The sequence below is a fragment of the Paenibacillus sp. FSL L8-0641 genome, from assembly GCF_038006265.1.
Taxonomy (GTDB): Bacteria; Bacillota; Bacilli; order Paenibacillales; family Paenibacillaceae; genus Paenibacillus; species Paenibacillus polymyxa_D.
The window spans coordinates 4,232,706-4,246,643 of sequence record NZ_JBBOUW010000001.1; the positions used below are offsets into that span (position 1 = coordinate 4,232,706).

15 protein-coding genes are annotated in these 13,938 nt (G+C 49.1%); 3 read left to right on the top strand and 12 right to left on the bottom strand.

Annotation, left to right across the window (positions count from 1 at the left end; genetic code table 11):
• Nucleotides 1–90: 90 nt before the first annotated feature.
• The 3 genes from MKY16_RS19095 to MKY16_RS19105 all read right to left on the bottom strand — a co-directional run bounded on the left by MKY16_RS19095 (nucleotide 91) and on the right by MKY16_RS19105 (nucleotide 2,818).
• Nucleotides 91–723: an XTP/dITP diphosphatase gene (locus tag MKY16_RS19095; protein WP_165148721.1), complete on the bottom strand. Its 633-nt coding sequence runs from the start codon at nucleotides 721–723 to the stop codon at nucleotides 91–93.
• The gene (rph, locus tag MKY16_RS19100; protein ID WP_013311675.1) at nucleotides 723–1,484 is read right to left on the bottom strand and encodes a ribonuclease PH; all 762 of its coding nucleotides are present in this window, start codon (nucleotides 1,482–1,484) and stop codon (nucleotides 723–725) included. The genes MKY16_RS19095 and rph overlap by 1 nt, the downstream gene beginning before the upstream one ends.
• A 275-nt stretch (nucleotides 1,485–1,759) precedes the next feature.
• Nucleotides 1,760–2,818 carry a GerMN domain-containing protein gene (locus MKY16_RS19105; protein WP_069011038.1) on the bottom strand — a complete coding sequence of 353 codons (1,059 nt, stop codon included), beginning with the start codon at nucleotides 2,816–2,818 and terminating at the stop codon, nucleotides 1,760–1,762.
• 152 nt (nucleotides 2,819–2,970) lie between these two features.
• Between MKY16_RS19105 and MKY16_RS19110 the strand changes: the two genes are divergently transcribed.
• Nucleotides 2,971–3,528 carry a phosphatidylglycerophosphatase A family protein gene (locus tag MKY16_RS19110; protein ID WP_069011037.1) on the top strand — a complete coding sequence of 186 codons (558 nt, stop codon included), beginning with the start codon at nucleotides 2,971–2,973 and terminating at the stop codon, nucleotides 3,526–3,528.
• Between the two features lie 69 nt (nucleotides 3,529–3,597).
• Nucleotides 3,598–4,035 (top strand): GNAT family N-acetyltransferase, encoded by a 438-nt coding sequence (locus MKY16_RS19115; protein WP_069011036.1) that lies wholly within the window; start codon nucleotides 3,598–3,600, stop codon nucleotides 4,033–4,035.
• Between the two features lie 142 nt (nucleotides 4,036–4,177).
• On the opposite strand, the gene MKY16_RS19120 is transcribed toward MKY16_RS19115, so the two are convergent.
• From MKY16_RS19120 to MKY16_RS19140, 5 genes are all read right to left on the bottom strand, one after another.
• On the bottom strand, nucleotides 4,178–4,969 hold the full coding sequence (locus MKY16_RS19120) for an SDR family NAD(P)-dependent oxidoreductase (RefSeq protein ID WP_165148718.1): 792 nt from the start codon (nucleotides 4,967–4,969) through the stop codon (nucleotides 4,178–4,180).
• A gap of 105 nt (nucleotides 4,970–5,074) precedes the next feature.
• The gene (locus tag MKY16_RS19125) at nucleotides 5,075–5,713 is read right to left on the bottom strand and encodes a TetR/AcrR family transcriptional regulator (protein ID WP_029518356.1); all 639 of its coding nucleotides are present in this window, start codon (nucleotides 5,711–5,713) and stop codon (nucleotides 5,075–5,077) included.
• A gap of 245 nt (nucleotides 5,714–5,958) precedes the next feature.
• The gene (locus MKY16_RS19130; RefSeq protein WP_340956629.1) at nucleotides 5,959–6,594 is read right to left on the bottom strand and encodes an NAD(P)-dependent oxidoreductase; all 636 of its coding nucleotides are present in this window, start codon (nucleotides 6,592–6,594) and stop codon (nucleotides 5,959–5,961) included.
• Nucleotides 6,595–6,669: 75 nt separating this feature from the next.
• A complete protein-coding gene (locus tag MKY16_RS19135) occupies nucleotides 6,670–7,680 on the bottom strand; it encodes an MBL fold metallo-hydrolase (RefSeq protein ID WP_340886261.1) in 1,011 nt (336 codons plus the stop codon).
• Between the two features lie 22 nt (nucleotides 7,681–7,702).
• The gene (locus MKY16_RS19140) at nucleotides 7,703–8,488 is read right to left on the bottom strand and encodes a class I SAM-dependent methyltransferase (protein WP_029518353.1); all 786 of its coding nucleotides are present in this window, start codon (nucleotides 8,486–8,488) and stop codon (nucleotides 7,703–7,705) included.
• 254 nt (nucleotides 8,489–8,742) lie between these two features.
• Here MKY16_RS19140 and MKY16_RS19145 point away from each other — a divergent pair, with 254 nt between their 5' ends.
• Nucleotides 8,743–9,621: a DUF72 domain-containing protein gene (locus MKY16_RS19145; protein WP_340956631.1), complete on the top strand. Its 879-nt coding sequence runs from the start codon at nucleotides 8,743–8,745 to the stop codon at nucleotides 9,619–9,621.
• Here the strand turns inward: MKY16_RS19145 and MKY16_RS19150 are convergent.
• Genes MKY16_RS19150 through MKY16_RS19165 form a run of 4 tightly spaced genes read right to left on the bottom strand, consistent with a single transcriptional unit; the run spans nucleotide 9,613 to nucleotide 13,919 of the window.
• Complete coding sequence (locus MKY16_RS19150) at nucleotides 9,613–10,728, bottom strand: tetratricopeptide repeat-containing glycosyltransferase family 2 protein (protein WP_340956633.1); 1,116 nt, start codon at nucleotides 10,726–10,728, stop codon at nucleotides 9,613–9,615. The two genes, MKY16_RS19145 and MKY16_RS19150, sit on opposite strands and share 9 nt — an antisense overlap.
• Nucleotides 10,725–11,600 (bottom strand): class I SAM-dependent methyltransferase, encoded by an 876-nt coding sequence (locus MKY16_RS19155; protein ID WP_165148709.1) that lies wholly within the window; start codon nucleotides 11,598–11,600, stop codon nucleotides 10,725–10,727. Before MKY16_RS19155 ends, MKY16_RS19150 begins: the two co-directional genes overlap by 4 nt.
• Complete coding sequence (locus MKY16_RS19160; protein WP_340887102.1) at nucleotides 11,593–12,936, bottom strand: nucleotide sugar dehydrogenase; 1,344 nt, start codon at nucleotides 12,934–12,936, stop codon at nucleotides 11,593–11,595. The genes MKY16_RS19155 and MKY16_RS19160 overlap by 8 nt, the downstream gene beginning before the upstream one ends.
• 2 nt (nucleotides 12,937–12,938) lie before the next feature.
• The gene (locus MKY16_RS19165) at nucleotides 12,939–13,919 is read right to left on the bottom strand and encodes a polysaccharide biosynthesis protein (RefSeq protein WP_322252280.1); all 981 of its coding nucleotides are present in this window, start codon (nucleotides 13,917–13,919) and stop codon (nucleotides 12,939–12,941) included.
• Nucleotides 13,920–13,938 lie beyond the last annotated feature (19 nt).

Sequence of the window (13,938 nt, forward strand, 5' to 3'; positions counted from 1 at the left end):
AAATACAAAAAAGGCTATCCGCAACTCATGACTGACGGATAGCCTTTTTTCGTTATGTGAATGGGGGATAATTTCGCCCCTGTTACCAAGCTATGCCTGTGGATTACCCAGCTTTGTTGCCAAATTACGCAGAGCTATCCCTCGGTGACTGATAGCCTGCTTTTGTTCCAACGTCAGCTCGGCCATTGTCTTCTCAAACTCTGGCAAATAAAACAGCGGATCATACCCAAACCCACCGCTGCCGGCGGTTTCAGTAGTAATCCAGCCTTCCACAGAACCTGTCGATTCCAGCGTCTCGCCAGTCTGCGGATTATACAGAATCAAGGTACAGACGAATTGAGCCGGGCTTAGCAAAGGCTGTCCCGTATCATCACCCAGCTGCTTCGATTCCAGAACGTCGAGCAGCTTAATATTGTTTTCGTGATCGCTGGCACCTTCTCCAGCATAACGGGCAGAGTATACCCCCGGTGCACCGTCCAGCAAGTCCACGCAGAGGCCTGAATCATCGGCCAGCACGGGCAATCCGAGCACATCTCCAACCGCTTTAGCTTTTTTCAGTGCATTTTCGGCAAAGGTTTTGCCATCTTCAACGACATCAGGAATGTCGGGATAATCGTACATGCTTCTGACTTCCTTGCCAAACGGCGCAAAAGCATGCGCAAATTCCCGCACTTTTCCTTTGTTTTTCGTAGCTACAATGACGACCGGGCCATCCAGCTGCATTAGGCGCCAGCTCCTGTACGTCCAGCACCGATCTTATCAGCAATCGGTCCAAGTACTTCTTTTTGGCGCTCAATCATTTGCAGAATCCCTTGTTCGCCCAAGCTAAGCAGTTGATCCAATTCGTTACGGTCAAATGGGCTTTCTTCACCTGTACCTTGCAGCTCGACATATTTTCCACTGCCAGTCATGACAAGATTCATGTCCACTTTGGCCTTGGAATCCTCTTCATAGTTCAGATCCAGCAACGCTTTTTCACCTACAACCCCTACGCTGACGGAAGCCAGAAAATCGGTAATTGGAAAAACAGGCAGCTTGTGCTGGGTAGCAATTTTATTGACCGCAATCGCCAACGCTACGAAAGAACCGGTAATTGAGGTTGTACGTGTTCCGCCGTCCGCCTGAATGACATCACAATCCAACGTAATCGTCCGTTCACCAAGCGCCTGCAAATTGACCACCGAACGCAATGCTCTTCCAATCAGACGCTGAATTTCCATGGTACGGCCTGTCAGCTTGCCACGCGCAGCTTCACGCTGATTACGGCTATGAGTCGCACGCGGAAGCATGGAATACTCTGCGGTTACCCAGCCTTTTCCTTGTCCCTTCATAAAGGGGGGGACGCGTTCTTCTACAGTAGCCGTGCAAATGACTTTCGTCTCGCCAACCTCTATAAAAACAGAGCCCTCCGCGTATTTATTTACTCCTGCTGTCAATTTCATCGGGCGCAGCTCATCACCGTTTCGTCCGTTAGATCTACTCATGCTTTTTCCTCCTACGTCGTATGCAACCTGTTCTTATATGTTTATTTTACCAAAGTGTGCAGGCAAAAGCACCCCAAGGACGATTCCCGCCCTTAAAGAGGTTGTTCAAAAAGTCGTCTTTCCATGACGAAGCTAATCAAGAAGCGGATTCAACGTCGAATCTTGAATTCAGCCGGGCCTTCCGTTGCTCACGTAGATCTGTCTACGCTCCGCTACTCAGTCCCTAGCTTCATCCAATCTTCTCGGTCCTGAAAAGCCGACTTTTGAATACGCCCTTAAAGAGGGATTTCGTTAATATGCTGCGGCTTGGCTACAGGCTCTCCATAATTTTGATTATTTTGTCCAATCACGCTTTTTTCACCATTCAGTTCAATCCGAATTTTTGTTTTGACTGCATCATCTGAATTGTCTGCCGCTGTCAGCACAACCGATTCCAAAAATTCAGCAGGCACGGCTTCTCCCTTAGCAAACATATCATCCGAGAGCGATACCGTAATGACGTTGTCTTTGGAGCGTTCTACTGATTTCAGTGCCGTCTCTCCTGTCATCACTTCTTGTAACCCATCTTTGGTCTGCGGCCCTTGAATCAATTGATGCAGTGCTGACTGGACACGATCTTTTTCAGGGCTGACCAACCGTGTTACAGGTACATAGTATTGAACTCCAGCAGGAGAAGATGAAGAGAAATACACAGTGACTGGACTAGAATCCAGTGGTGTTACGCCATGACCAATCTCCAAGTTAATACCTACTGCACGTGTCAACGGATGATCCAGCGGTGTGCCGCCAACAGGCATTTCGTTCAGCTTTTTGCCCTCCACCCAGATCTGTACGCTCTCAATATCAGGACGGTCGGTCAGGGTCCAGGTCAAGCTCTCCATTAATTTTCGTTCATCCTGTGGCTTATAGTTGGCGAAAGATTTGTTGAATTCGACAACAGCCAGCTTGTTGTTCTTGTCCACTGTCACACTTTTCACTTCCGTGCCTTGGGGAATTACACCTTTAAATCCCTCTGGCAATAATCCGGCATACGGCCCCCCCTCAACCAGGGCTTCCAGCGCCGACTTGGCATCTGCCTGTACATCCCCTGTAGCCATCGGTAAAGATACCGGGGCCAGCAAACCGTTATGATCTTGCAAAAAAACAGCCCTCAGTTGCCCTGTACTGGCAGGTGCTTTTCCGGTTACAGCCTTAATCATGGACTGCTCTGTCGTGGACGGCGGGGGGTCAATGGATGCCGATTCGTTGCCGAAAAGGCTGCAGCCTGACAACAACAGGGGTAGGGATAGCAGTCCAGCTACAGAGGTCATACGCCATGGGTGTTTTATATTCATAAGTGAAGTTCCTCCCTAACAATTTTGTACAGATTGTACTAATATGTATACAAGCCTCGCGTAAAAAATAACTACTTTTTCAGCAGACTGGACACACTGGTCATAATTGCAGTAGAAATCAGGATCTATACGAGGAGGGTAACTTCAATTTTATGGACAAGAAAAAAGTACCTTACAGCCTGAACAGTAAAAAGGTAGCTGATGCCACCCGCGAGTGGCTGCACAAGCGTGGCGTTAACATGACTGAAATCGCAGAACTGGTCATGCTTTTACAGAAAAAATATTACCCAACCCTAACGATGGAAGAATGTATGGAGAATGTGGACAAGGTACTGATGAAGCGCGAGGTTCAAAATGCCGTGCTCACGGGCATCCAACTGGATATCCTTGCAGAACAGGGCGCTCTTCTTCCCCCATTGCAGGATATGATTGAAAATGATGAGGGATTATACGGGGTGGATGAAATTCTGGCCTTTTCCATTGTAAATGTGTACGGCAGCATTGGATTCACCAATTACGGTTATGTCGATAAACTCAAACCAGGTGTGCTGGAACGCCTGAATGATAAAAGCCTCGGGCCGATCCATACGTTCCTGGACGACATTGTGGGCGCTATCGCAGCTTCGGCCAGCAGCCGTATCGCCCATCGCAAACAGGCAGAGCGTGAGCAGGAGCTTGGGGAAGAAAGCGCACCGAATACAACACGTTAAACAACATGCTAAATAACAAACAACGCGTGGGAATATAACAGATATATAAGGGTTAGAGGAGAACTAGACATGGCAAACATTACTGAAGGGTATGCATTCCGTACGATGCAGGCTAATGATTATGATCAAGCCATTGAGCTGTGGAATGGCTTGGACGGATTGGGATTAAGCGAGGCCGACTCACCGGAGCGAATTGCACGCTTTTTACAACGGAACGAAGGACTTAGCTTTGTCTGTGAGTACAACGGAAACATCATAGGCACGATTTTAGCGGGCCACGATAGTCGCAGGGGGTTTCTGTATCATCTGGGTGTAGCTGCAGCACATCGTGGTCAAGGGATCGCGCCCAGATTGGTGGATAAAGCGTTATCTGCTTTGCTGAGAGAAGGCATTGATAAATGTCATCTGTTTGTGATGGAGCATAACGCAGGGGGTCAACGCTTCTGGTCAGCTAATGGCTGGGAGAAACGGGATGGAATTTTACTATATTCCCGAGGACTAGAATAGGATCTAAGCGCTTGATCTATACAAATAGGAACACCGGGTCTGATTCAAGTCGAGCTATAAACGATCAGACCCGGTGCATAATACTCACAGCTTATTCATTGCCATTCTAACATTTCAAGCTCAGATTACCTTCATTCATAAATTACAATCCATTTTGTGGACGCAGTGCACGTTCTACAATTCCCAGCGTGGATTGACGAGAGAAGAACCGGGACACCTGAGCTACCCAATAGTTTTGGCGACCGGAAATGATGTGACTACGTCCCTTTTCAAATGCTCTCAACGCGTTCTTCACAACGGTTTGGGGAGTTTCCCTAATTCCAATTGACGCTTCACTTGCGCCAACAATATCAAAAAACGGCGTTTCTGTTGAGCCTGGACAAAGGGCCAGAACTTTAAGCCCCCGTTTCCGATTTTCGGCCCATAGCGCTTCAGTAAAAGAAAGCACAAATGCTTTGGTTGCTCCATATACGGCCATATATGGATCGGGCTGAAATGCGGCTGTGGAAGAAACATTGATGAGTCCCCCATCCCGCTTACGCAATAAATCAGGCATAAATGCATGTGTGATGTCGACTAAAGCAGCCACATTGAGCATCACTTCCTCATGCTGTCGTTCTCCTGAAACCTGCTCAAAGTATCCATAGGTGGCAAAACCCGCGTTGTTAATCAGGAGATCTACCTTTAGCTGTTGTTTTTGAACCTCCTGATGCAATGTCTGGGATGCTCCGGGTGTGGAAAGATCCAGCGCAATCACTGTTGCTTTTACGTTATATTTAGCTATGAGCTCCTTGGCCAGCGCTTCTAATTTGGTTTCATTCCGAGCTACCAAAATGAGGTCACATTTCTTAGCTGCGAGCGAATAGGCAAATGCCTCGCCAATACCGGATGATGCCCCTGTGATCAGAGCTGTTTTGTTTGCGTACATAAACATGATGATAACCTCCATAGTATCGTTGTTTTATTTTAGAAACATTGTTACCATTACTCTATAATGAACTGAAGTCATCTACTATGACGACCTCAGTACACTTCATTTTTACGATGGGGATGAGGATGTTTTAAATGCTACGAGCGTATTCTTCAGTGTAAATGCATACACCCCTTGAGCCATATCTACATCTGAAAAATGACCTGCAAACTGAAGATGTATGACCCCATGTAAAGCAGACCAAAACATCCGGACAACCAGCAACGGATCATGCTCTTTCAATGCTCCCTGCTCCATAGCGTGTATGACGGTTTGCAGAATTCGTGACAGTGCCGTTGTGGTCCCCTCCAAGCTCTGTTCATCGGGCTTGAAATCAGACAATGCCCCGCCAAACATCATTTTATAATAGGCTGAATGGAGCTGTGCAAATTCCCAGTACGCCCAGCATAGAGCTTCCAGATCAGCGAGTACGCTTTCGGTAACAGGTACTTGCTGAAAGGTTTCAGCCAATAGCCGACATCCATCCAGGTACATCTCATTGGCAAGACCATCCTTACTGCCAAAAATATTGTAAATGATCTTGGTGGAACAGCTTAATTTCTGCGCAACTCGCCGTACGGTCACAGCCTCAGGCCCTTCTTCCACAAGAAGGATGCATGCGGCATCGATGACATTTTTACGTAGCAATTGCTGCTGCTGTTGCTTCACTTCCGAATAGGTTTTATAGGGAGGCGATGGCTCGGACATGATTGAATGCACTTCCTTTTGCTTGAGGATTTTGCAAAATCCTGGCTTATTAAAAACTGTTGCTTGTTGCTACTATAATAAATTAAAGAACTACACAAGACTTTCGGGAAACGGTGTTTCCGTTAAGAATCATAGTATTCTAAGCCTGAGTATTTGTCAAATAAAAAAAGAAACACAATAAGTAGATACACTTACCGTGCTCTGGTTGATTGCTTAAAAATGAAGCTATGTTGGGTGTTCCACGATCAATAGGCAATGCCTACCCGTGTACGGATAAATCCGTAACTCTTGCATTGCCGATAGGTAAAATCAGCCGTATCCGCGGTGGTAATTTGTGAGCCACCTTCAGGCAAAAAATCTTTTTCCACGCGATAAATACCTGTCCGCGCTCCATCCGGTAGATAGGTTGGACATACGATTGTCCAGTCTAGTGCCGATTCACGCAGCAATTCGTACACTCGCCGATGTTCCTGGGCCGCACGAGTGCTGCGTCGTCGGGTATCGTAGGAATCGTAACGATACAGGTCCGGTTCGGTCCGGCTTTGCAAAATTCCTGCCGTTCCTACCGTAATGAGCCGAGAAATGGACTGTTCCTGCATGAGCCGGATCAGCAGGGCTATATTAACGGATAAGGTAGTCGTTCCATCCGTATTCAGCGCACTGATCACAGTCGTCGCCCCACCCTTCAGCGCCTGTGCTACGTCCTCTCCATTAGTGGCATCGCCTTGTACGATTTGCAGCTGATTCCCATATCCAGGTATGTAATCCTCCAACTTGTCCGGTGAACGAACAAGGACCGTAACGGTATGACCGTCCGCTAACGCATAATCTAATATATACCGTCCTACGCGTCCGGTAGCTCCCAGCAGCAGCAAATTCATAAAGTCCTCTTTTCCGGCATGCATGCCGCTTGTCATGTTGTTTCGTTATGTCACTTGTTGGTCAACTTTCCGTGACTATTGACGGCAAAAGGGATAGAAGCGCGTGATTGGGTTCGTCTCGCTCATAGAGGCCCGTTCACGGCGCACCAGCTCCACCAGATGAGCCAGCGTCTCGGACATGGCAAACCTTAGCTGGTGAATACCCAGCTTGCCACCGAACATGGCAATGCACAGCTCATAGGCTGTGCTTCCCTCCGGTTGGATCAGCTGCTGAAATTTCTCCAGTCGTTCTTCATGATGTGCCAGCAACGCTTGCGTCCGCTCCCGAAAATAACCAAACGGATTGCGGTGCCCCGGATATGCCCACGCTACCTCCAGCTCGCCTAGACGCTGCAAGCCGTCTACATAAGACTTCAACGGCTGGGCATCACTGCCCGGCAGCAGACTGATATTAGGAGAAATCTGCGGCAAAACTGCGTCACCGCAGAGGATAACACCGCTATTCGGGTCATATAAGGACATATGTCCGGGCGCATGCCCTCCCGTCTCGACGGGCAGCCAACTGCGTCCACCCCATTCCAGACGAGCGTCTATGCCGGTAGGAATAACGGTAATCTCAGGCTGTGGATTCACTTGCAAATAAGCCTGCCGCATATGTAATTCCAAGGCCGGCACTTGCTCCAAAGGAAAACCATGCTGGACAAAAAAGCTGGGAAGCCTGTTCTCCATAGCGACCGTCGATTCTGGAGCGTCCCACATCATCATCGCTTCCTTATGGCTTCGGGCTGACATATGTACACGAGCCTGACTTTGCTGCTGCATCCAGCCCGCCAATCCGTAATGATCGGGGTGATGATGAGTGACCACAATGTCCGAAATATCCCCAAAGGACATTCCCAGCTGGTGGAAGACATGCGCCCATTCTGCCTCGGTGTCCATATTGCGCGGCCCCGGGTCTACAATTGTAAAACCGTGCTCTCCCTTGAGCACATAGCTATTCACCCAGCGCAGCGGAAAGGACATGGATATTTTGACCTGAAAGCCTCCGTCTATTCGCTCACACGGTGTAAGCTCTGGCATTTTCATGGCTTCCACCCGCCTTTCTGTTTCAAGCCCGCACGCCGACAAAAATCATTCGAGGCGAAGCATCTTCAATATATTGATCTTCATTATAGCTTCCGTGTACCTGCTCTACAGATAGTCCGGCTTGCTCTAGCAATCCACGAAACTTCTCATATGGATATAGCTTCACTCGTTCATGATACACGCGCGCAGGTTCTCCCTCAGTAGGAGTCGTGCCCAGAGCAGAGGCTGCCTCAGTGCCCGTAACGGATGCAGCTGACCGAATCGCAATTTGCTTTTTCACAAATCCATCTTCAATGACCCGATGCTCCTCAATCCAATTCCCTTCATCCTCCCGCGACGAATGCGGTACCAAATGAGCGGCTACGTAAGCAGGGTTCAAATAATCTATGATAAAGCGTCCTCCCGGCTTCAACAGCCGATATATTTCCTTTAGCACTTTAAGCTGCTCCTCATCCTGTTCAAAATAACCAAAGGAGGTGAACAAATTCATCACCGCGTCATAGCTTTCATCCAGCGGCACCTCTCTCATATCCCCTTGATGCCAACTTACCCGCCCTTCGGAATCAGCTGCACGAGCCTCTCTCAGCAGCACATTGGAAAGGTCCACACCTGTCACCTGATAACCTGCATCTGCGAGCGCAAGCGAATGACGTCCCATCCCACAGCATAAATCTAATACGCTGGAGCCTTGCGGTAATTTGAGCCAGGAGATCATTTTTTGCACTTCCTGATAGGCTCCCTGAAAGTCGCGATGCTTGTATACCAATAAATAATCTTCCCCAAAGCTTTGCTCGTACCATTCTGCCATATCGTTTCTCCTCCATGAACTCATTTCGCTCTATTACATACTATATTAGCTTTTTCAAACTGGAAACTCAAAAGCATTACGAATAAGGGTTTTGCAAAATCCTGAATAAGGAAACATGTTACAATAACCGTATTTGAGCTTAAATATTCATAGGAACTTCATACCAACTTCATGTGATTCACCCCATTTTATCATTAAAATGATTCATGGGAACGCCTTTAGAAGTTTTCATGAAGGAAAGGAGCGGGGAAGTTATGATTCAAATTGGACTTACGGGTTGGGGCGATCACGATGACTTGTATCCGACGGGTACCAAAGCTAACCAAAAACTAAGTATCTATGGAAGCCATTTTCCGGTAGTAGAAATGGATAGCTCTTTCTATGCGGTGCAGCCCACAGATCGTATGGCACGCTGGGCGGCGGAAACCCCTGACTCTTTTTCATTTCTCGTCAAAGCCTACCAAGGCATGACTGGACATACCCGCGGCAAGCAGCCTTACTTCAAAACAATAGATGCCATGTACGAAGCACTGCATGCATCGATACAGCCTCTTCACGAAGCGGGCAAGCTCAAAGCCGTGCTGTTTCAGTACCCACCCTGGTTCGACTGTACACGTGAGAATGTCGCCATACTGCGAGACACAAAAAATAGGATGGGAGAGGTCCCATCCGTACTTGAATTCAGACATCAAAGCTGGTTCACACCCGATTTTCGGAAACAAACGCTGGCATTCATGCGTGAAGAAGGCTGGATACACAGCGTATGCGACGAGCCGCAGGCAGGACCAGGATCGGTTCCCATTGTGCCGTTGGCTACAGACAGCAATCTGACAATCGTACGTCTCCACGGACGGAACATTTCCGGTTGGAATCAAAGCTCTGCACCGAATTGGCGGGAGGTTCGTTATCTGTATCGGTACAATGAACAAGAGTTGACCGAATGGAGAGACAGGTTGCTGGAGCTGGAGCAGCAAAGCCGCGAGGTGTGTGTTATTTTCAACAACAACTCAGGTGGAGACGCCGCTGCTAATGCCAAGCAACTCATGACCATGCTTGGCATGGACCCTAAACCTTTTCCCCCTCGCAAGCCACACGAAGAGGATAACGGGCCGGAACAGCTTGAACTATTTTGAGGAACGGGCTGAGGGTGAGGAGTTGGAGATAGCCTCCTTGAGCTTGCGTGCATTATCCAGTAAATGCGGGTCGTCAGGTAAATAGCGTAAAGCGGTCTGGTTATGCTCATACGAAGCGTCCAGCTGACCTACATGGGCATAGCAATGGCTGAGCCGCACATGAGGTAACCAGGAGTAGCATGGTAGTGGAACAGGTCGCATACCCGGAAGGTGATGCTGTTGCTCCAATGCCTTTTCGTACCAGTACGCGGCAGTGCTCCATTCGTTTCTTGTGAAAAACCAGTCACCGATCATGCAGCACAAGTCTGATTGCGGTACACCGTATCGAAAGGAACGTAACAGACGATCCAGCTGTTGCTCCGGCTTCCCGAGGTGAAGATAGCATTCCGCCGACCGCGCACAAGCGGTAATCCGATCCTCACGGTAGCCGCTCGGCTCCTCCAACAGAAGATTGAACGCCTCTACCGCCTCGGCATATTCTTTACGGTCAAAACATTCATTGGCGTGCAAATACAGCAGACGCCCCTCCAGCTTGCCGCTTTCGCTGATCCACCGGGCGAGAATACGTTGGTTACGGAGCATGTGGTCTTGCATTCGGCGGTGTGTTACTGCCACATCTGAATGAACGATTTGCCCCTGAGGTATCACCAGATCCTCATGCAGACGCCCTTCCCAGCGGTATTGTCGCTCGCGCTTCACGAGACGGATACGGCGTGAGGTGAACAACAGTTCACCCTGCTCCCCCTCTGCCAAATGAAGTGGCATCACCACTGCGTCGATATCCTTAGACAAACGCTGCTTCAAGGCACGCAGGCGCTCACGATCCGGCTCCAGCAGCACATCGTCCGCATCCAGCCACATGACGTAGGAACACGTCGCCTTGTCAAATGATTCATTACGGGCGGCTGCAAAATCATCCTTCCATTCAAATGTATATAGCCGATCCGTATAGCGCGCCGCTATCGTCTTCGTCTGATCCGTCGACCCCGTGTCCACAATAATGATTTCATCCATCAGGTCTGAGACCGAATCCAGACAGCGGGTAAGTGTGTGCTCCTCGTTCTTTACGATCATGCACAAGCTGATGGTCATTGGATGCTCAGTCATGACTTCACGTCATCCCCTTTACCTTTGGCTGATTCTCCCCTCGTTTTTCCGGTAGACTCGCCAGCAGTATATGCAACTCTCCTTTCAGCCTGCGTCTTGTCTAACTGTTCGACACGTGCATACCTTTCCATCGGCAAAAGTTGTTCCTCCATATACCGGATTCGCTGTACCGCCTTGTCGAGTGCGGCCTTTCGCTGATTCATTTTGCGAACATGCTGCTGCTCCACCAGTCGAAATTGCTCCTCGTCCAGTTTCATCCACTCATTCAGATGCGCTGCCTCTGGTTTGACCTCACGCAGTTCTTTCGACTTCTTGCGGCCTGCAAAGCACAAATATTTGTGATGCACCTCCAACGCTTGTTCATCAAAATAAGGATACAACACACGGGAGAGGCTCCCGGCATAGTAAGTCCGCTTGTGATCATGAAACGGATGGTAACCATAAGGTACAGACAAGACGAGCGTACCCTTTTTATTCAACAAGCGGTAAGCATGAGCCAGCAGGTTGTCGGGATGCGCAAAATGTTCCAAAATCTCCCCTAAAATAATGGTGTCAAATCCACCGGGAGGACGCTCAAATTGTGAAATGTCCTTTAACTGAAAGTGGACTCGTCCCCGTATGGGTGCGGATTCCTGACGAAGTTCTTTTTTTGCATAAGAAATGCTGCCCTCTTCCAAATCAATTGCCGTTACCTCAAAGCCTTCCCGCCCGAGCAAAATAGCCGTTATGCCCTGACTGCACCCAACATCCAACACCGTATGACCCTGTACATGGCGACAAATCCAGTGAATTCTATTGCGGGTGGCTTCATGAGATTCCTCCGAATTAATCTGCCCGTAATAACGTTCGTTTACCTGATCACGGTTAGCCAACAGCGGCGCCCCCTCCGGGATGCCCCAAGATCACGACATGTCCACCTGTGCAATGTGCAGTCGCATTACGTGTATCGAAGACCAGCGGGGCATGGTCGACCAACTGTTGGTAGTTCACCACAGAATGGTCTGTCGTAATGACTACGATATCTGCACTTTCCCATAGCTGGGCATTTGCCGTCCGAGATGGGATTTCTTCGCCGTTCAGCTTAAAACTCGATACATACGGGTCGGTGAAGCTAACCGAAGCACCCATTTTAGTTAAATGCTCGAACAGGACAAGAGCCGGGGATTCGCGAACATCATCAATATCCTTTTTGTAGGCCACACCTGCCAGAATGATGTTGGCCTTGTTTATGGCTTTATCTTTCTGAGCAAGCATAGCTTCAATTCGCTCCGCAATATACAGCGGCATACGCCGATTCATGCGATCTGCCAAGTCCACGAATTCCAATGGAAAACCATGCTGCTCGGATTTCCATGACAAGTATAGCGGATCAACCGGGATACAGTGCCCCCCGATGCCAGGTCCCGGATAAAAAGGCATATAGCCGAATGGCTTGGTGGCCGCTGCATCCAGTACCTCCCATATATTGATGCCAATTTTCTCACAGGCGGCTGTCAACTCATTGACCATTCCAATGTTGACGCTGCGGAACGTATTCTCGAATAGCTTGGCGGCTTCCGCCACGGTCGTCGAGCTTACCGGAACAATCTGGTCCAAAAAGGACCCATAAAACCCTGCTCCCACTGCCAGACAATCCGGCGTGCAACCGCCGATCACCTTGGGTGTGTTGCGAATGTTAAAATGAACGCTACCCGGATCCACACGTTCCGGCGAGAAGCACACATAGAAATCCTTACCTACCGTCCAGCCCCTGCGCTGCTCTATCACCGGTCGAATCAGTTCCTCGGTCGTTCCCGGATAGGTGGTGCTTTCCAGAATCAACAGTGTTTGTCTACGCAAATGAGGTATAGCCTGATCAATAGCCGTTTCAATATAGGACGTATCCGGCTGGTGTCCGTCCGTCAGCGGCGTAGGCACGCAGATCACGACGATATCCGCTTGCTCCAGTACCTTGATATCCGTAACCGGATGCAATTGCTGTCCAATCAGACCTTCCAATGCATCATCACCAATGTCTATGATGTACGACTTTCCTTGAAGCAGCTTGGCTACTTTGACGGGATCGGAATCCACACCATATACATCATAACCAGCCTTTGCCATTTCCACTGCCATGGGCAGCCCTACATAACCGAGGCCGATTACCGCAACCTTTATAGTTCCTTTAGTTATTTTTTCCATAAGCTGCAAAATACCCACCTCTTTCATCATTACTCCATGCCTCGCAGTAGCTCAGCAATTCCAGCGCGATCCATTAACTCATCGTCCGAGCGATATTGATCGAAGCTCACTCGTTCCAATCCACCGTATTGGCTCAGTAAGCGCTTGTCTGCTTGCTGGGGAAGAATAACAAAATAGCGATCATCATAGCGATACGTATGCGGCACCTCATAGGGCGAAATCAGCACCTCATGCAGCTTTTCCCCACCACGTATACCAATCTCCTTTACTTTCAACGCAGGCTGCCCCGCCTGTTCTTTCATCACTTCTGCTAGATCTGCAATATTGCAGCCCTTCATTTTCATCACTAGCGTCTCTCCCCCAACCGCCGTGACAGAAGCCTTCAGCAGCAAGCCAATCGCCTCTCCGAGCGTGAGGAAAAAGCGTGTCATATCTGGGCTCGTCAGCGTTAAATCCTGCCCATCCGCGATCTGGCGCTTGAACAGGGGCACGACACTTCCACTCGTCCCCAACACGTTGCCGCCGCGTATACACACAAAGCGAGTACGCTCACTTAAAGTGTTGGCGCGGATCATCAGTCTTTCACCTATCGCCTTCGTCATGCCATATACATTCACCGGATCTACTGCCTTGTCTGTAGAGACATCAATTACCTTGGCGACTCCCTGCTCAATGCTGGCCCGGATCACGTTTTCCGTACCGTGTACGTTCGTCTTGAAAGCCTCTTCCGGCTGTCTCTCACACACAGGGACATGCTTTAATGCCGCCAAATGGAATACATAGTCCACTCCGCGACATGCCTCCTGCAATGCCTGAAGATCTCGAATATCTCCAATCATGAAATTCAGGCGAGGATCCGATAGAAATTGCCGCTGCATGGCAATCTGTGCAAATTCACCGCGTGAGAAAATACGAATCTCCGCCGGGTCCTCCTTCAGCAATTCAGCGGTTAGGCGTTGCCCCCAAGATCCCGTTCCTCCGGTCACCAGCAGTTTTTTTCCTTTGAACAATATAATCTCCTCCTGACCG